Source organism: Actinomadura chokoriensis (assembly GCF_041463665.1).
Classification (GTDB): domain Bacteria; phylum Actinomycetota; class Actinomycetes; order Streptosporangiales; family Streptosporangiaceae; genus Spirillospora; species Spirillospora chokoriensis_A.
This window is the reverse complement of sequence record NZ_JAXCEJ010000027.1, coordinates 38,753-57,112: the sequence shown is the minus strand read 5'-3', so window position 1 is coordinate 57,112 and position 18,360 is coordinate 38,753. Positions and strand designations below refer to the sequence as shown.

The window sequence follows — 18,360 nt, the reverse complement described above, 5'->3', positions numbered from 1 at the left end:
GGCGGACGCGTCAGCCGATCACGCCGCCCTGGTAGGCGTCCCCGGGCAGGCCGCCGGGCGCCGGGGCGCCGCCGACCTGGTCGTCGCCGTGGTCGGACGCCTTCCAGCTGCGGGCCGGGGCGTCGCTCGCGCCGTCCGGGTAGACGGTCCCGCCGCACCAGCGCACGAGCGAGTCGGCGAAGGTGCGCGCGACCCGCATCGCGTCCGGCAGGTCGGCGACCGCCCGGACGTCCACCCACCACACCGGCACGCCGACCCGGTGGGCGAACTCGGCGCCGAGCAGCCGCTGGATCTCGCTCTGCGCGGAGACCTGCACCGCGTCCTCGATCGAGACGAGCAGCCGTCCCTCGGCGTCGTACAGCAGGGTCGGCTCCGGCTCCCCGCCGCGCAGCTCCAGCTGCTCGCCCATGGCGATCATGCCGTCGGCCACGGCGTGCACGTCCGGGCTGCGCCGCACCAGCGCCACGAGGTCACTGCTCATCGGTCACCTGCCTCCCCTCTCCTCCGCAACTTTATGAGAGATCCGCACGCGCTGCCCACGGGACGGGCCCGCCTGGAGCGACATACCTACCATTCACCGTGATACGGCCACGTTCCGCCCGCTACTCTGGTCCGATCTTCCGCCACCCCGCTTGAGCATCGGCACGGAGCGATCATGTATCCCCCTCAACGGCCGGGCCCGCCGCCCGGCGGCCCGGGCTTCCCGCCGGGCCCGCCCGGCCCCTACGGCGGCCCGGGTTTCCCGCCGCCGCCGCGCGGCGGCGGCGGCGCCCTGATCCCGCTGCTGATCATCGGCGTGGTGGTGGTCCTCGCCGTGGTCGGGGTCGGCACGTTCCTTGTGGTCAGCAGCGACGACGACGGCAGGACGTCCGCGTTCCCCAGCTACACGCCCTACTCTCCGCCGACGCCCACCTACTCCCCCATCGAGCCGACCCCCACGCGATCGACCGGCGGGACGCCCGGGGACCCGTCCGGGGTCCTGTCGGCGACCGTCCGGACGGCGAAGGGCAACACCTTCACCAGGGTCGGGACCCGCACCCAGTCGTGCACCAGCCGCGCCAACTCCCGGCTGCGCACGGCACTGCGCACGTACCCGTGCACGGGCCTGATGCAGTCGGCCGTCTACGCCGACCCGGCCAAGAAGATCATCACCTCGGTCTCGATCATGACGCTGTCCAGCCCGTCGGCGGCGAGCAGCGTCAGCCGGGTCACCACCGACAAGGGCTGGCCTCTGCTGCTCACCCCGTCCACGGCCAGCGGCCTGCCGCAGCCCCGGCCCGACCCCGCCTACTGGACGCGTTCGTGGACGCAGGGCTCGCGCGTGATCTACGCGCAGTCCTACTGGTCGTCGGGCTCCGCCACCGGCGGCCGGGAGGGCAGCGTCTTCGCCACCGCCGGTGAACTGGGCGTGGAGATCACCAACACCCTCATCTGGACCGACTGACCGCCGTCGCCCGAAGCCGCGGACCCATCCGGCCCGACGGCGTTCCGGCGCTCAGCGCGCCGTGCCCGCGGTGAGCGCCCGCGCGAACACCTCGTGCACGACGCGGGTCGCCGCGGCCCGTGCGGCGGCGGAGACCTTCGACATGTCCACCGAGCTGCCGGTGGCCAGGTGCCGGTCGTACGGGACGAACACCACGGGCAGGCCCCAGGCGGCGAGCATCTGGTGCGCCCGGTGCAGGTCGGCCCCCACCTGGGGAGCGTGCGAGACCATCGCGATGACCGTCCGGCGCAGCAGGTCCTGCTGGTCGTTGTTCGCGTACCACTCGAGCGCCCCGCGCGCGCTGAGGGCGCCGTCCACCGTGCCCGGCGTGACGAGGACGAGACCGTGCGAGGCCGCGACGACACCCCGGTTCAACTCGGTGAGGATCCCGGCGCCGCAGTCGATGACCGTGGCGCCGACATAGCGGGCCACCAGGTTGAGCGCGCTCTGGAACATCTCCAGCGTGAACTCGCCCGCGATGCGTCCGCCCCGCGTCGACGACAGGACGAACAGACCCTCGGGAGTGCGCGCGAGGTACCGCGACGCCTCCTCGAACGTGCGCGGGTTCTGCCCGGCGAGGTCGAACAGCGACAGCTGCGTGCGGACACCTAGGCGCAGCGGCAGCGAGCCCAGTTCGGCGTCGGCGTCGGCGGCGAGCACCCGGTCCTGCCGGTGCCGGGCCAGCTCGGTCGCGACCAGCGCCGCCATCGTCGTCTTGCCCGCGCCGCCGCGCACGCTGGCGACCGCGATCTGCCGGGTGCTCGGCACCGGGTGCCGCATCAGTTCAAGGAACGCGGCCATCTCCCGCGCCTCGCGGGACCCGCCGCCGACGGCCTTGCGGACGTTGCGTCCCATACGGCGGCCCAGCGGATCGCCGTGCTGGTTCTTGCGGACCAAGTCCTCGGCGGGGACCGCCGCCGCCGCGTCCGCAGGCCCCTGCGCCACCGGCTGGACCGGTGATTGCGGTATCGCCTGCGGGTCGACGGGCCCTGTGGCGGCCGGGCTCGCGGCGCCCTGGTCGGCGCCCGGCTGGGCCGGGGCGTCCGCGGTGTCCACCCCGATGAGGGGGTTGACCGCCGCCGCCCAGTCGAAGTCGAAATGCGTCGGCGGCGCGACCGGTGGCGGCTGCTCCTCCTGGGGCTGCTCGGGCGGTGCGTCCGCCGGCTGCGGGACGGACTCGTGGACCATCGGGGGCGGAGGAGGCGGTGGTGGCGGCGGCTCGATGTCCTCGTGCGCCGGTTGCGAGAACGCGGGCGGAGGCGGAGGCGGCGGAATCTCGGCGCCCCCCTGCGACGGCGACTCCGCCTGAGGCGGGAACGAGGGCTGCGCCTGCGGCGCGAAGGGGGGCTGCGGGGGCGGCTCGACGGCCGCCTGAACCGGCGCCGGCGGCGGCTGAGTGGCCACCTGAACCGGTTCCGGCATCACGACGGGGGCCGCTGCGGGCTGCTGCTCCGGAATCGGCAGAGGCGGCGCTTCGGCGCCCCAGGCGGGCTGCCCGGTCACGGACGTCACCGCCTCCAGCACCTGCAGTCCCCGCTGCGAAACGCCGAGATCGCGCAGGACGGCCTGCTGCCAACTAGAGTCCGGCACCCAGCCCCCTTTCGTCGCACGACAGCCTACGAGGTCCGGAGCCGACCGTCGCCCGGACAGTCACGGAACGCACGGAACGCACGGAACGCGCCGGACCGCCGCGACTGCGCCACGCGCACCCGGCCGCATCCTCGCCGCACCTCCTTCGCTGCAGCTCCCTCGCCCGTCTCCCGCAATCACCAGGCCGCGGACAGGTACAGCTAGCGGGGCGGCGGCATGGGAGGACCGCCCTCTGGCGGGCGCTGGCCCGGCGGCACGGGCGGCTGCGGCTGGTACTGCGGCTGCCCGCCCTGGGGCGGACCCGGCGGATACTGGCCTCCCGGCGGCGGCTGCTGTCCGAACCCTGGAGGCGCGCCATAACCGGGACCAGGTCCCATCGGAGGCGGCGGCGATCCGCCACGCTTCCGCCGCGTGAAGAAGAACGCGAAGACGCACACCCCCAGCAGGACGACGACGATCGCGCCCCACACGATGAAGACGGACGAAGAGGAGTCGTCCTCCTTCGACGCCGCCGGAGCGCCCGACTTGGCGCCTTCCGGATGATGGGTCTTCATCCACCGGTCGAACTCGTCGAACACCGGATTCGCGCTGCTCTTCGGCGCCGTCCCCGCGAGCGGCCGGTAGGGGCGGATGATCCCGTACCCGGTCTTGTCGTCCTTCCCCTTCTCGTGCACGTCCATCGCCGAAGCGATGAGCTGCCGCACGACCTCGCGGTTCTTCATGTCCGGATGCTTGGCCCGGATGATGGCCACCGCCCCCGACACCAGCGCCGCGGCGGCGCTCGTACCACTGCCGTTATAGAGCTTCCCGTCCTTCAGGACGAGTTGCGTGTTGACGCCGGGAGCCGCCACCTTCACATACGGCTGCCGCTGGGTCTTCTCCCACGGGTTGAACTTCAGATCGACGGCGCCCACAGAAAGGACACCATCACAGTTGGCGGGCGCGTTGCTGGAATTCGCACCGTTCCCGTCGTTACCCGTACTGGCGACAATGACCGCGTCCTTGCCCAGCGCATAGGCAATGGATTCTTGCAAGTCATTCTGGCAAGGCCCAGGCAGCCCCTGCGAAAGGTTGATCACCTGGGCTCCGTGGTCCACCGCATAACGGATGCCCTTGGTGTAGGCGGGGATGCTCTGTGCCACCACAGGCAGGATCTTGGCGTCCGGCGCGACCCCGACCATTCCTGTTCCACGACCCTGAGCGGCGATCAGCGAGGCCATTCCGGTGCCGTGACCGGGCGGCGAGTTCACCTGATCGAGGTCTTGCCGACCGTCGCCGCTTCCGTCCTCCGTGTTCGTACCCGGAAGAACCGCCCCCTGCAATTCCGGCAGGCTCGCCTGGACGCCTGTGTCGATCACCGCGACCGTGACGCCCTTACCCGTGGACAACGGCCAGAGGTGGCTCTGCACACCCCAAGTTTTGAACCACCACTCCTGCGGCAGCGGCTGAGGCGCGGCAGCAGCCGAGCCGGGATGGGCGACTGCGCCCAGGACGAGCAGGGCCAACGTCGTACTGGCCACTCTCCTAGCTCGGTGCAGCATCAGCGCTCCTCAACAACGGTCACGGTTCCACAAGAAGATCGGCAGGCCAGGTGACTCCTGGCCTGCCGATGCTGTCACGTTGACCACCCGACGTCTCTGCGTCAGCCGATCACCGGCGGTGCGGTGTCGTCGTTGCCGCCCCAGACGTCCTCGTCCTCGGTCAGCCACGTGCTGCGCTCGTGCTCCTCGCCGTCGCCGCCTCCGCGGCCCCCGGCGCCCATGGGCATTCCCATGCCGCCCATGCCGCCCATGGCGTTCTTGCCCAGCGCACCGGCGCCCGCGCCGAAGCCGCCGGGACCAGCACCGAGACCGCCGCCCAGACCGCCCGGGCCAGCACCGAGACCGCCGCCGGCGCCACCGCCGCCGAGGCCGGGAGCCCCGCCCGGAAGTCCACCGCCGCCAAGGCCGGGACCACCGCCCGGGCCACCGCCCGGCGGGAGGCTGGCCAGGTCCGTGCCGGGGATGCCACTGCCGCTACCAGGCCCGCCAGGCAGATTCGACCCGCCCGGCCCGCTCGGTCCGTTCGGAATGTCGGGTCCGTTCGGACCGCCAGGGAGATTCGAACCGGGGCCGCCCGGCATGTTGCCGGGGCCGGTCGGGCTGTCAGGGCTCTTGGGCAGATCGCTTGGCCCGGTCGGGCTGCTCGGCAGGTCGCCGGGCTTCGGGGATCCGCTCGGCCCGCCACCTGGCATCTTGGGGGAACCGGGGGGCTTGCCCGTGTTGGTGGGCGGCGGGTCTGTGTCGAAAAGGTTCGGATTCGTCTGGGGCATGTTCTGGATGATGCCCTTGGGGAAGTTGTTATTGGATTCGACGGTGCCGTTGTTGATGTTGTTCATCGCGTCTTCGGCACCGTAGTTGTTCGCGATGAGGCCGCCGATCGCGGCCGGCGCGGTCGCCGGGTTGGCGGCGAGCGCCCGCTCACCCCAGTTGACCGCGTCCTTGACCCAGCTGTCCATGGCGCTGCCGCTGCCGTACGCCTGCTTCCAGCTCCGCTGCGCCTTGGCGTGCGTCGTCAGCGCCTTGCTGGTCGTGTCGGCCTTGGTCTGGATCTCCTGGGCCTGGCGGTAGGCCTTGTTCATCTGGTCCATGGCCTTCTCGGCGTCGTCGCCGCCCCAGGCCTCGACCATCCGCGTCGCCTGGTTGTAGAGCAGGCCTACGGAGTCGTCCATTCTCTTTGCGACATTGCCATAAGTCGTCGCAGCAGTGTCCACCTTTTCGGGGTGCATACTGTCGACGACCTTCTTGACCTTGTCAAAATGGTCTTCCCAGACCTTCAGCTTGTTGAAGAAACCGCCGGTGCCCTCGTCACCGCCCTGGATGTGATCGACTCTGATCTTCTGTTCTTGGCCCACTGGTGATCACTTCTCCCTTCGCGTCTCGATCAGATGGTCGATCAAATGGCGGTGTGCGGGGAACCGGCCGCCTTCACACCCAGCTCGGAAGCGTCATCGGCCTTCTTGTGGTTCTTGCCCGATGCCCGGATGGCCTCGATCACCTGCGCGTACGCGGTCAGGAACTGATCATACGTGCCGCCGATCTGGTCGCGCGCCGCCGTGACGGTGCTGTACAGACCGCGTCCTGCCTGGTAGTCGCCCATCGCGCTTTCGGGCGGCGTGCCGTCCTCGATCTTGTCGCCGTAGCGCTGCGACTTCAGGTCACGCAGATCCTTCTCAAGCTTCTTCACGATGTCGTCGAGCGTGTCGTGATTGATCTTGATCTCTTTGCCGCCGGTCGTGGGCAGGCTCTTCGGGTGACCCATGTGCGCTTACCTCCTGTCAGCCTCTTGCTCTTCGACTGTCCGGGACACAGGACGGCACATGTTTCCCCCGTCGGACCCGGTGCGGCGAAGCAGGCCCTGGCCGAGTGCACGGCCAGGGCCATCTCACCCCGGAACTGCAGGATGAGTCATCGTCGGACGTCCGGTCAGCCCCAGATGCCCTGGTTGCTCCGCTCGGCCTGCTGGTAGTTGTCGTGCGCGTCGCGGATGGCCAGGCCCAGCTGCGCCACGACGTTCTGCATGTCCTTGGCCGCGCCGTCCCACTGCTTCTGAAAGACCCAGTAGGCCTCCTGGGCGGAGCCCTCCCACTGGTTGAGCTTCGTCCGGAGCTTGCCCTCCAGGTCGTTCAGCTCGTCCATCAGGGCACGCGCGGCCTGGCTGAACTGGGCCTCACCCTCGCTGAGGCCACCGAAATTGGCTCTCGTGTAGCTCATGATTCTCCTTCTCCAGCCGTTGTCACCTAATGAGAATTCGGTCAGGTCGTGCCGTTGAGCAGGGACTGAACCTTGTTCACGGCCTGCTCCGACATCTCTTCCTTCGACTCGTAGGTGATCTTCGTCTGGACGAGGCTCTGGTGCATCCCCTCCAGGGCGCGAAGGACCTTGCCGAAGTCCTCGTTGAACCGGTTGAACACCGACTCGAAGGCCATGGAGGCGTTGCCCTCCCAGGCCGAGCGGACCTGCTGCTTGTGTCCCTCAAGCTGCGTCTGCAGCCCCTTGATGATGTTCGCGGATGCGTCGATGTCGTCCGCGGCCTGCTTCATTGCCGCTCTGTCGACGGCAGACTGCTGCCCCATCAGTCACCTCCAGTGACTCGTATAGTCCTGACCCGCGAGGGTGGTCCGGAACAGAGGCGCCGGGCCAACACCAACTGCCCCCGTTTTCGGCAGCGCTTTCAACCCTGTGGCCGTAGAAGGCGGGGGGTCGCACCGCAGAGTGCCTCCACCATAGGATCTTCCTCGCCGGGTGTCCATCCGTTCTTCCGCAGTCACAGACGCATTAGCGCCCATTCTGGTTTCATTGAATGTGAGATCATCCGCGGATCAGTTCACTGCCTGGGCATTCGCGGTCTGGGTGGCGGAGACCGCCGCCGGGTCGAGGACCGGGCCCTGCACGATCAGGTCGAGTACGCCGGCCGGCACCTTGGAGGCGTCCCCCGGCAGCGAGTAGCCGAGCTTCTCCGCCGTCTCCTTGTCCTTGATGGGGAACCGCTTCCCCTCGGCGACGAGGTAATAGGTGTTGACCTGGTCGGCCTGCCCCGGGCTCGGCACCCGGCCGGCCAGGGCCGCGCTGCCCGGCGGGAAGACGAGCTGGTCCGCGCCGCCCGCGCTCGCCGTATCCGGAGGCGCGGGCAGCGAGCCGTTGAGGGTCAGGGTGGCGTCCTCGTTGCCGCTCGGGTCGCTGTAGAGGGCGCACAGCGGGCTCGTCCCGTTGAAGGGGACGATCTCGGGGGCCTTGCCCTCCAGCTTCTGGTCCCGTATCTGCTGCGCGGACCGTCCGATCGCGTTGACCTGGCCCGCGTTGACCTCGATCGCCTGGACCCCGCCCGAACCGTAGGCCTTCCGGATCTCCGGGTCGGCGACCAGCAGGTCCCGCTGGATCGGGGTGATGGGCGCGAGCCCGTCGGCGAGAAGGACGAACGAGGAGGAGGCGCCGGACGCGGTGCTCAGGTTGAAGATCTGCCCGATCCGCGCGTTGCCGCCGCCCGGCCCCCGGACGGCCTGCCCGACGCCCTGGATCTTCGGCGCCGCGAAATCCGAGCCCTGGGTGACGGAGTTCAGCCACTTTCCGGCGATCGGAACGGAAGTCGCGCCGAGCGTCGTCAGCGCGTACTGCGGCAGCCGCATCCGGGAATTGCGCCACAGCAGCCAGTTCTGCCCGTCCGCCTGGACGGCCAGCGCCTGGCCGTCCTTCAGCGGGGTGCCGCCGACCTTGCGCCCGGCGGTGAGCGTGACGAGCGACCGGCGGCCGAGCGAGGTCCCCTCGACCGTCCGGACGCAGACCGCCCACGGGGCCTTCGTCAGGTCGCCGGGGTCGGGAAGCGTGTTCGGCGCCCCCGGAATGCCGATGGCGGGGCCGCGCTGGAAGTCCTTGAGGGACGACGCGGAGACCGTCTTGCGGCTCTTGGCGTCGGCGCCGGCGACCAGCCGCGCCGAGACGTAGTTGCCGACCGGGCAGAGCTTGCCGTTCTCGCACCACACGTAGCGGGCGCCGGTCTCCTTCTCCACGATCAGCATCCCGGCCTTCTCCAGGCCCGTGGCGCCGCCCGGCCGGATGATGCCGTAGATGCCGAACGCCGCCATGCACAGGATGCCGATCATGACGCCGCTGAACGCGGCGATGTTCATCCGCCGCATCGGCAGTTCGGGGTTGTCGGGCTCACCGGAGATGAGCGCGAGCGACGCGCGCTGGCTCATCAGGCGGTGGGCCTGCAGCAGGTCCTTGCGAGTCTGCATGCGGGGCTCCTAACCGGCGAGCCCGCGCATGTACGCGAACAGACCGCACGCTCCGAGGGCCAGCGGGATCAGCGCGATCAGCAGGAACATCTCCAGGATGTCCCCGGCGCGGCTCCAGAACGGCGACGGACGGTGGCCGGGCAGCCAGAGCCCGACGCCGACGAAGGTCCCCGTCACGACGACGAGCGGGAGCAGCGCCCCGCCCACCAGCGCCACCGGTGAGGCGTCCCATGCCTGCCCGACCAGCAGCGCGGCGATGCCGAGCATCCCCGGCACCAGCAGGTTCAGCCGCTGCGCCCGGCTCCGGAACAGCCGCGACCGCAGCAGCATCAGCACCGAGATGACCGCGGCGGTGGTCGGGCCGAGCCAGCCGTCGTCGAACGCGGACGGGACGAGCCCGACGAGCGCGATGACGCCCAGCCCGGCGGTGAACCCGGTGATGAACCGGTTGGCGCGGCCGGTGCGGGTCAGCACCTGCTGGCCGTCCACCATGATCGTGTCGCGGCGCAGGTCCTCGGCGCTCTGCGGGACCGGGGGGAGCGTCACCTTGGAGAACCGGAACGCGAGCGTGGGGGTGAGCGGAGTGAGCATCATCGCGACCACCACCGTGACCGCCGCGATCCCGCCCGCCGACAGGTCCTCGAACAGCAGCGCGACGGCGGAGCCGATCGCGCCGAGCAGCCCGCCGACGACCATCCCCCAGAAGACGGACGTGCCGCCCGCGACGCCGACGAGCAGGATCACGGTGGCCAGCACCAGGGTGCCGAAGCCCGCCAGCGCGTTCAGCGCGTCCAGGCCGGAGAAGGCGGTGTCGCGGGCGGGGGCGAGCAGGCCGGCGAGGAAAGCGTGCGGCAGCGCGGCGAAGCCGAGCACCGTGCCCGCCCGCTCGTCGGACGTGGCGCGCGACACCGACACCGCCGCGGCGATGTACAGCAGGCAGATGACGCCCGACGCCGCGGCCGGGACGATCCAGGACGGGCCGGCCAGCAGCACCACGAGGGCCGCGACCACCGATGCGCCGCCGCCGACCGACAGCGAGAACTGCCGCGTCCACTCCGGCCGCCAGCGGTCGCGCCGGTCATTGACCGCCGTCGCCACCACGTCCGCCACGTCGTCGAACGCCAGCTCGGGCAGCTGCGACATGCCGGGCCGCAGGTAGAGGACCTCACCGTCGCGGAGCCCGGCCTGCGCGGGCGTCATCCCGCCGTCGAAGGGCGCCTCGTCCAGCCGCTGCAGGACCCATCCGCCGTGGGCGAGACCGGCATCGGCCATCTGCGCGCCGGAGTAGTGCAGGATCGCCGGGAAGAACTGGGCGAACGGCACGTGAGCGGGGAGCGAGATATCGATGCGGCGCTTCGGGGCCACGACAGTGACCCTGCACAGCTCCGCCCCGGTGACTGAAGCCACTGTTCTTCCTCACCTGTAAGCATGGCTCCTGGGGAGCGTTGGGACACCGGCGAAACCATAACCGCGATAATCGTTATATCGCGCGCCTACGGGGTCGTTCCACCGTCGAGGACGGTACCAGCATCGGTCATCCGACAGGAGTGGACGAACGCTCAAGAGGTCGGGCCCTGCCCGGTGGGTTCCGGGCCTGGCGTGCCCCTCCGCGCGCCGGATCGCTGCCGGTAGGTGACGTAGCCGAGCAGCGCGGCCACGAGCAGGAAGAGGACGGGCGCATACGCGAGGCGCAAGGTGAGGGTCGCGGCATGCGAGGCGGATGCGCGTACCTCCACGATCTCGCCCACATCGCTCTTTCCAGCACCGGCGATCCCGCCGCGGTGCTCGGCGCCGCCCGGCAGCGTCCACGTCCCCGAGCAGGTGAGCGGCCCCTTGCCGGGGTCGTGGCAGCGCTCCACTTTCGCCTTCGCCGGCGTCCCGGTCGTGTACCACCACAGCGGGCGCATCAGGTAGACGATACTGACCGCTAGCGCCACGCACAGGACGCCGATCAGGAGCCTTTCTCGCAGGGCGCTCTGCCGCCACCCCGAATTCCATCTCGACAAGGTCTCTCCAAGGCCGGTCGGGAGCGGCGTGGCCGACGGGATCGTCCTCCAGGGACCGGGTCCCCCTCGGCAGCATGGGACGCAGAGGATAGGCGTTTCTCATGGTCGCGGCATCGTGCCGGTCGTCCGATTCGCCATAGCCTGCTGTCCTGAAAGCCAGGGCGAGTGCAATATCCGTATGATGTCGGGCTGCGACACCTGACGGCCAGAGGGGAGCCCGGTCCAGTGAGCACGGTACTGGTGCGGCGCAAGGAACGCCGGAAGCCGCCGGAGATGCCCCGGGGCGAGGTCCTGCTCGAATCACCCCCCGAACTGCCGGAAATCACCAACGACGGGTTCCGCAGCGTGCTCACGTACCTGCCGATGGCGGCGGGTTCGGGCGCGATGGCGTTCATGTTCCTCAATCCCAACTCCAACCCGCTGCAGATGGTCGCGGGCGGGATGATGGGCCTGTCGATGTTCGGCATGATGTTCAGCCAGGTCGGCCAGAAGTCCGGTGAGCGCAAGACCAAGCTGAACAGCGAGCGGCGCGACTACCTGCGCTACCTCGGGCAGGTCCGGTCGAAGGTGCGCAAGGCCGCCTCCCAGCAGCGGGAGGCGCTGGAGTGGTACAACCCGGACCCCGCGCGCCTGTGGTCGATCGCGATGAGCTCGCGGCTGTGGGAGCGGCGCCCCGAGGACGGCGACTTCGGCCAGGTGCGGGTCGGCGCCGGGCCGCAGCGGCTCGCCGTCCAGCTGATCGCGCCGGAGACCAAGCCCGTCGAGGACCTGGAGCCGATGAGCGCGGGCGCGCTGCGGCGGTTCGTCCGGACGCACTCGACCGTCCCCGCACTGCCGGTCGCGATCAACCTCCGGTCGTTCTCGCGGGTCTTCCTGTCCGGTGACGTGGAGGCGGGGCGGGCCATGCTCCGCGCCATGATCATGCAGATCGCGGCGTTCCACTCCCCCGACGACGTCCAGGTCAGCATCTGCACGTCCCAGGAGCAGCTCCCCCACTGGGACTGGACGAAGTGGCTGCCGCACGCGCTGCACCCCACCGAGCACGACGCCGCCGGGCAGGTCCGCCGGATCGCGCCGACGATGTCCGAGCTGGAGATCCTGCTCGGCCAGGAGGTCAAGGACCGTTCCCGGTTCGTGGCGGGCCGCCCGTCCAGCGAGCTGCCGCTGCACGTGGTCATCGTCGACGGCGGCATGGCGTCCTACGACTCGCAGCTCGCCGCCGACGGCATCGAGGGCGTCTGCGTCATCGACCTCGGCCAGACCGTCGGGCACACCACCGAGGGCGGGACGCTGCGGCTGAACGTCGCCGCCGACCGCGTCCACATGCTGAAGAAGGACCGGACCGGCAAGGACGTCCCGTCCTCGATCGGCGCCCCGGACAAGGTGAGCATCCCGCAGGCCGAGAGCCTCGCGCGGCAGCTGTCGCCGTTCCGGAGCAGCGCCAGCGACACCACCGATGACGAGGACGTCCTTTCGGGCAACATGACGCTGACGTCCCTCCTCGGCGTCGAGAACCCGTACGAGGTGGACCCCGCGCGGGTGTGGCGGCCGCGCGCCCAGCGCAACCGGTTCCGCGTGCCGATCGGGCTGGACTCCGACGGCCGCCCCATCGAACTCGACATCAAGGAGTCGGCGCAGGGCGGCATGGGGCCGCACGGCCTGTGCATCGGCGCGACCGGTTCCGGTAAGTCGGAGCTGCTGCGCACGCTGGTGCTGGGCCTCGCCATGACGCACGCGCCCGACATCCTCAACTTCGTCCTCGTCGACTTCAAGGGCGGCGCCACGTTCCTCGGGATGGACGGCCTGGAGCACGTCTCCGCCATCATCACCAACCTCGAGGACGAGCTTCCCCTGGTCGACCGCATGTACGACGCGCTGCACGGCGAGATGGTGCGGCGGCAGGAGTACCTGCGGTCCATGGGCAACTACGCCTCGCTGCGCGACTACGAGAAGGCCCGGCTGGACGGCGCCGACCTGCCGCCGATGCCGACGCTGTTCCTCGTCCTGGACGAGTTCTCCGAACTGCTGTCCGCCAAGCCCGACTTCGCCGAGCTGTTCGTCATGATCGGACGGCTGGGCCGGTCCCTCGGCGTCCACCTGCTCCTGGCCTCGCAGCGCCTGGAGGAGGGAAAGCTGCGCGGCCTGGACACGCACCTGTCGTACCGCATCGGCCTGCGGACGTTCTCCGCGATGGAGTCCCGGGTCGTCCTCGGCGTTCCCGACGCCTACGAGCTGCCCCCGGCGCCGGGCAACGGGTACCTGAAGTTCGCGACCGAGCCGATGGTGCGGTTCAAGGCCGCGTACGTGTCCGGCCCGGTCGACGAGCAGGCCAGCAAGCAGGACGGCGGCCGCCAGACCAGCCAGGTCGCCGCCCAGATCGTCCCGTACCTGCCGGGCTACATGCGGCCGCAGGTCATCGAGCAGTCGGACGCGCCCGAGCCGCAGCCCGAGGAGAACAAGAACAAGGAGGCGCTGTTCGACGTGGTGGTCCGGCAGCTCGCCGGCCACGGCGGGAAGGCGCACCAGATCTGGCTGCCGCCACTGGACGACCCGCCCGCGCTGAACGAGATGCTGCCGCCGCTGCAGGTGACGCAGGAGTACGGGCTCACGACGGCCGGCTGGGACGGCCGCGGCAAGCTGTACGCCATGGCCGGCATCGTGGACAAGCCGTTCCACCAGCGCCGCGACCCGTACTGGCTGGAGCTGTCCGGCGGCGCCGGCCACGTCGGCATCGCCGGCGGCCCGCAGAGCGGCAAGTCGACCACGATCCGGACGCTGATGGCGTCCCTCGCCCTCACCCACTCCCCCGCCGAGGTGCAGTTCTACTGCCTGGACTTCGGTGGCGGCGCGCTCGCCGCGCTGGGCGAACTGCCGCACGTCGGCGGCATCGCCACCCGCCTGGACGCCGACCGCGTCCGCCGGACGGTCGCCGAGGTCAGCGGGCTGCTGGAGCAGCGGGAGCGGGAGTTCGCCGAGCGCGGCATCGACGGCATCGCGACCTACCGGCGGATGCGCGCCTCCGGCGAAAACCCCGGCGACGGCTACGGCGACGTTTTCCTCGTCGTCGACAACTGGCTCACGCTCCGCCAGGACTACGAGGCCATCCAGGACACCATCACCCAGCTCGCCGCCCGCGGCCTCGGGTACGGGATCCACGTCATCGCCTCGTCCAACAAGTGGACCGAGTTCCGCAGCAACGTCCGCGACCTGTTCGGCACCAAGCTGGAGCTGCGGCTCGGCGACCCGTACGAGTCGGAGATCGACCGCAAGCTCGCCGACAACGTCCCCGAGGGACGTCCCGGCCGCGGCCTGTCCCGCGACGGCTTCCACTTCCTCACCGCCATCCCGCGGATCGACGGCGGCGGCGCCGACGAGTCCATGAACGACGGCGTCCTGAAGATGGTGCAGGCCGTCAACCAGTCGTGGACCGGCCCGCGCGCCCCGCAGGTCCGCATGCTCCCGGACGTCCTGCCCGTGTCGCAGCTCCCGACCCCGGCCGAGACCGGCATGCGCATCCCGATCGGCATCGACGAGGAGTCCCTCTCCCCCGTCTACCTCGACTTCACCCAGGACCCGCACTTCCTGGTCCTCGGCGACGCCGAATGCGGCAAGTCGAACCTGCTGCGGCACATCGCCACCGGCATCACCAGCCGCTACACCCCCGAGCAGGCCCGCATCATCTTCATCGACTACGGCCGCTCGCTGCTGGACGTCGCCAACACCGAGCACCAGATCGGCTTCGGCGCCTCCGCGCCGGCGGCGACCTCACTGGTCAACGACATCCGCGGCGCGATGATGCAGCGCCTCCCACCGGCGGACCTGACGCCCGACCAGCTCCGCTCCCGCTCCTGGTGGACGGGCTCCGACCTGTTCCTCATCATCGACGACTACGAGATGGTCGCCACGTCCGACAACCCGCTGCGCCCCCTCGTCGAACTGCTCCCGCAGGCCCGCGACATCGGCCTGCACATCATCCTCGCCCGCGCCATGGGCGGCGCCGGACGCGGCATGTTCGACCCGGCCATCACCCGCATCAAGGAGATGGCGTCCCCGGGCCTGCTGATGTCCGGCAACAAGGACGAGGGCATCCTGCTCGGCAACATCAAGCCCCACAAGCTCCCCCCGGGCCGCGGCTACCACATCGACCGCCGCACCGGCACCCGCCTCATCCAAACCGCCTACCGCGACGACCCCGACCAGTAAAGCCCCATCATGACCGGACCGACGTCTCGCACCCAGTGGGACCGCGCACGTCCATTAGAGCAGGCTCCCCCGCCACCGGGCTCCCGCGTGGGCCTGACAGGCGGCGCCCACACCCGAGGGGCCGTCCTGCAACTCTTCGAGATCGAACAGCAGGACCGCGTCGGCCTCCGCCGACCAGCGGGGGTACAGCAGATACGACTTCCCGATGCGGGGCTCGCCCCGCAGGGTCGCCGCGAGCACCGGAACGGCCCGGCGCTCCCCCGGCTTGCGCCGGACGTCGACCGTGTCGATCTCGTCCCAAGCGAGGGCGGTCCGCCTTCCGGCCATCGCCACCCGAACCCCCTCCGGCCCTATTTCCAGCCAGCACGGGTTGACCGCGACGCGGGCATACTGGAAAGCTCCAAAGCCGAAAACGAGGGCCAGCAGGATCGCCCCCACCCACAGGCCCTCGAATCCGTAACGGCCGGCCATGACCGGAATTGCCACAAGAGCCGCGACCGCCAGGACACCGGATGTGACCGCCGCCTGCGCCGGCCGCCGCCTGCGCCCCTGAAACCTCACCAATTCGATCACGCCGCCTTCCATCACCGTCAGAACCACCCGAGAGCATAGCAAGACAGGCAACTCGCTCCCCGCGAACCGCATATGACCCGAGTCTGAGAGGATCTGTCGATGGCGCCTGAACTTCGCGCAGAAGCCGAAGAGATCGCAAAGAACGCCGGCGAACTCAAGTCCGAGCCCTACAGCTACATGAAACTCGCCCATGAGTACACCGAAAGGGCCTGCGACCTCCATCCAGTCGCTTTCGGCGTCATCTGCTCGATGCTGCTTTCCAGCGAATACGAGTCCTCGCGTAGCGCGCTGTCCAACAGCATCAAGGAGGGCGTCAAGCAGTTGGAGATCGCGGCGGGCGGACTCGTGAAGGTGGCCAACACCATCGCCAAGGCCGAAGTCGCGAACAGCGCCGACACCAAGGCGGCGCGGGACCCGGGTTTTAAGTACACCGAGCCCGAGAGCAAGAGCGGTCTCTCGATGGCCGAAGGCATGGCCCTCTTCGGAGGCGTCTCTCTCGCCGCCGAGAACCTGGCCATCGCCGTCATCTGCGGCGCCTCGTCGGCGCTCGCGCCGACCGCCATCGCGTCGATAGCCCTGTGGGCCATGTTCACTCCCGACGACCCCGCCTTGTCCAAGGCGGTCGGAGGCTGGCAAGCCGTGGGGGAGCAGATCTCCGGGGTCACCGGAGGGACGTGGGAGGGCATCGGCAAGTCACTCGACAAGAACTGGGAGGGCGACTCCAAGTCCGCCTTCGATTCCTGGGCAGAGATCTTCCAGGCCGAGGTGGAGCAGACGAAGGCCGCGGCGGAGCAAAACAAAACGGCGCTTGAAGAGATCATTAAGTCGCTTCACAATCTGCAGAACTCCATGTTCATCTTCGCGATGGGCTGCCTCATCGCCATCATCGCCTTCGCGGTCGGGGAGAAGATGCCGTACGTGGGACCGATCTTCGCCGTCCTCAAACAGATTCAGGGCCTCATCCTGAGCGGTGGGACCGCCACCACGATCGCCGCCGTGATCGGCGTCGTCGTCGCCGGTCTCGGACCACTGCGGGAGATGTTCGACGTCGTCGGCTCGAACTTCGCCACGCTCGCCGTCAACAAGGGCGGCGGCGGGACATCCTTTAAGGAAGTCAACATCAACTGGGCCACGCCCAACGTTCCCGTCCCGTCCTAGGACGAGAGCGGCACAGGCCACTACACATCAAGAAAGCAAAGGCGGGGCGCAATATGGCAGGTACCGGAAACTCCGAGCTGGACCGTGAGGTCAATCGGATGAACGACCGCCTCCAGCAGGCGATATCGCTGGTATCCCAACTTTCGGAGTTGAGGGGGGAGGCGGAGAGCAAGGACGGCTACGTGCACGTCACCCTCTCCTCAAACGGCATGCTGTCCGGTCTCACCATAAACCCGCGTGCCATGAAACAGGGGTCCGAGGCCCTCTCCGAGCAAATCATCGAGACAGTGAAGACCGCCCAGGAGAACCTGGCCAAGGAAACACAAGAGCTGATGTCGCCGCTGCTGGGTGACGTCAATCAGTATCGCGAGATGCTGAGCAACGGCTCACTGCAGGACGCGGCGTCCGCCCTGTCCACCGCTCCCGCGGATGCCGCTCGGTCGGAAGACCCGCTCCGGACGGTCTCCCAGCAGTTCGACCGCGTCCGGCAGATCATGGGAATGGACCGCCAGTAGCCGGATGCATGGCCTCTCGGACCGCTTGTCGAAAGAGCAGATCTAGCGAGCAATACCTGGTCAAGGCCCTCCCAGGCCCTCGGGCTGTGGCCTGTGGGGGGCTTTGGCTCGTTTCAGTGTGGCGTGCGTGCACTTTTCAGTCCTGAGTCTCGGGCTGCCGGAGCCAAACCCCTTCTGGGCCTGCTCACGGCACCTCCCGGTGATCAGATTGTGCCGCGCTCCCTGTCGCCATCCGGATCGTCCGGCGGGTCCGCAGCCGCGGAGGTTAGGTGTGCCGTCCTTAGGCGGGCCAGTGCGCTCCTTGCCCCGGGGGCGTCTCCTGCCGGGCCGGCGGCGATGGCTTCGTACAGCGCGTCCAGTTGGTTGTGGGGCAGCGGCTGTCCCTTGGACGTCAACATGCGGGCTTGCAGGAGCGCCCTTCCACCGCCACGGACGACGAGGTAGGGGACGCCCCGCGCGTTTTCCTGGACATCGATCGTGGTCGCTTTCGCCAGGTCGGAGCGATGAACGCGGAACGGCTTCTGGACGCACAGCGTCGTCCCTTCCAGCCACACGCGGTAGCGGAAGATGCTGAGGACCGCCACCAGGCACAACGAAAGGCAGAGGAAAGACCAGAGGCACAGGAGCAACACGACGGTCGCCACGGGCATCCCTACCGCGCCGTCCGAGACGAGGACATTCACAAGGAAGCCCTCCATGATCACGAAGCTCGCCGTCATACCGGCTGCCGCGGCCTTCAAACTCGCCGAAACACCTACATCGAGCTCCACGAGACTCCCAGTTCCAGTGAACTCCTTCGCGGAAGGAGCAGGCGATCGGGGCCCGGCCATCGCGGCACGCGGGCGGAACACTCAAGGAACGCACATCAGGGCTGCTGCAGCCTACACGTGAGCCACGCGCGGCTGCGTTCACCTGCGGCATGTTGTTGTTATAAGCGGACCGGAAGCAACAACACGCCGCAGGTTAACGCGGTAGCGGCCCGCATTGCGCGGACGTTTCGCGCGGGCGGCGGCGGGGTCAGGGGCGGCGGACGACCATGGCGGCGACGCCCACGGCGGC

The 18,360-nt window shown here is 69.4% G+C and carries 16 protein-coding genes; 4 read left to right on the top strand and 12 right to left on the bottom strand.

Annotation, left to right across the window (positions count from 1 at the left end):
* Nucleotides 1-10 precede the first annotated feature (10 nt).
* Nucleotides 11-481 (bottom strand): hypothetical protein, encoded by a 471-nt coding sequence (locus SM418_RS31740; protein ID WP_371945030.1) that lies wholly within the window; start codon nt 479-481, stop codon nt 11-13.
* 174 nt (nt 482-655) lie between these two features.
* Here SM418_RS31740 and SM418_RS31735 point away from each other — a divergent pair, with 174 nt between their 5' ends.
* Nucleotides 656-1,444 carry a hypothetical protein gene (locus SM418_RS31735; RefSeq protein WP_371945028.1) on the top strand — a complete coding sequence of 263 codons (789 nt, stop codon included), beginning with the start codon at nt 656-658 and terminating at the stop codon, nt 1,442-1,444.
* Between the two features lie 51 nt (nt 1,445-1,495).
* Here SM418_RS31735 and SM418_RS31730 read toward each other — a convergent pair whose 3' ends face one another.
* The 9 genes from SM418_RS31730 to SM418_RS31690 all read right to left on the bottom strand — a co-directional run bounded on the left by SM418_RS31730 (nt 1,496) and on the right by SM418_RS31690 (nt 10,753).
* Nucleotides 1,496-3,073 (bottom strand): MinD/ParA family ATP-binding protein, encoded by a 1,578-nt coding sequence (locus SM418_RS31730; protein ID WP_371945027.1) that lies wholly within the window; start codon nt 3,071-3,073, stop codon nt 1,496-1,498.
* A gap of 200 nt (nt 3,074-3,273) precedes the next feature.
* Nucleotides 3,274-4,614: a S8 family serine peptidase gene (locus SM418_RS31725; protein WP_371945025.1), complete on the bottom strand. Its 1,341-nt coding sequence runs from the start codon at nt 4,612-4,614 to the stop codon at nt 3,274-3,276.
* Nucleotides 4,615-4,715: 101 nt separating this feature from the next.
* Nucleotides 4,716-5,966 (bottom strand): WXG100 family type VII secretion target, encoded by a 1,251-nt coding sequence (locus SM418_RS31720; RefSeq protein WP_371945023.1) that lies wholly within the window; start codon nt 5,964-5,966, stop codon nt 4,716-4,718.
* A gap of 41 nt (nt 5,967-6,007) precedes the next feature.
* On the bottom strand, nt 6,008-6,373 hold the full coding sequence (locus SM418_RS31715) for a hypothetical protein (protein ID WP_371945022.1): 366 nt from the start codon (nt 6,371-6,373) through the stop codon (nt 6,008-6,010).
* A 164-nt stretch (nt 6,374-6,537) separates the two neighbouring features.
* On the bottom strand, nt 6,538-6,825 hold the full coding sequence (locus tag SM418_RS31710; protein ID WP_371945021.1) for a WXG100 family type VII secretion target: 288 nt from the start codon (nt 6,823-6,825) through the stop codon (nt 6,538-6,540).
* A 41-nt stretch (nt 6,826-6,866) separates the two neighbouring features.
* Nucleotides 6,867-7,187: a WXG100 family type VII secretion target gene (locus SM418_RS31705; RefSeq protein ID WP_346044929.1), complete on the bottom strand. Its 321-nt coding sequence runs from the start codon at nt 7,185-7,187 to the stop codon at nt 6,867-6,869.
* 246 nt (nt 7,188-7,433) lie between these two features.
* The gene (gene eccB / locus SM418_RS31700; RefSeq protein WP_371945018.1) at nt 7,434-8,846 is read right to left on the bottom strand and encodes a type VII secretion protein EccB; all 1,413 of its coding nucleotides are present in this window, start codon (nt 8,844-8,846) and stop codon (nt 7,434-7,436) included.
* 9 nt (nt 8,847-8,855) lie between these two features.
* Complete coding sequence (eccD, locus tag SM418_RS31695; protein ID WP_371945016.1) at nt 8,856-10,253, bottom strand: type VII secretion integral membrane protein EccD; 1,398 nt, start codon at nt 10,251-10,253, stop codon at nt 8,856-8,858.
* A 152-nt stretch (nt 10,254-10,405) separates the two neighbouring features.
* Nucleotides 10,406-10,753 (bottom strand): hypothetical protein, encoded by a 348-nt coding sequence (locus SM418_RS31690; RefSeq protein WP_371945015.1) that lies wholly within the window; start codon nt 10,751-10,753, stop codon nt 10,406-10,408.
* A 324-nt stretch (nt 10,754-11,077) separates the two neighbouring features.
* Here SM418_RS31690 and eccCa point away from each other — a divergent pair, with 324 nt between their 5' ends.
* Entirely contained in the window at nt 11,078-15,055 is a 3,978-nt protein-coding gene (gene eccCa, locus SM418_RS31685) for a type VII secretion protein EccCa (RefSeq protein WP_371945014.1), read from the top strand.
* A gap of 54 nt (nt 15,056-15,109) precedes the next feature.
* Here the strand turns inward: eccCa and SM418_RS31680 are convergent, their stop codons facing one another.
* Nucleotides 15,110-15,526, bottom strand: coding sequence for a hypothetical protein (locus SM418_RS31680; protein ID WP_371945013.1), 417 nt, complete (start codon nt 15,524-15,526; stop codon nt 15,110-15,112).
* A 201-nt stretch (nt 15,527-15,727) separates the two neighbouring features.
* On the opposite strand from SM418_RS31680, the gene SM418_RS31675 reads away from it, so the two are divergent.
* Nucleotides 15,728-16,786, top strand: coding sequence for a hypothetical protein (locus SM418_RS31675; RefSeq protein WP_371945012.1), 1,059 nt, complete (start codon nt 15,728-15,730; stop codon nt 16,784-16,786).
* A 98-nt stretch (nt 16,787-16,884) separates the two neighbouring features.
* Complete coding sequence (locus SM418_RS31670; protein ID WP_371945011.1) at nt 16,885-17,301, top strand: YbaB/EbfC family nucleoid-associated protein; 417 nt, start codon at nt 16,885-16,887, stop codon at nt 17,299-17,301.
* A 203-nt stretch (nt 17,302-17,504) separates the two neighbouring features.
* Here the strand turns inward: SM418_RS31670 and SM418_RS31665 are convergent, their stop codons facing one another.
* The gene (locus SM418_RS31665; RefSeq protein ID WP_371945010.1) at nt 17,505-18,071 is read right to left on the bottom strand and encodes a hypothetical protein; all 567 of its coding nucleotides are present in this window, start codon (nt 18,069-18,071) and stop codon (nt 17,505-17,507) included.
* Nucleotides 18,072-18,360 lie beyond the last annotated feature (289 nt).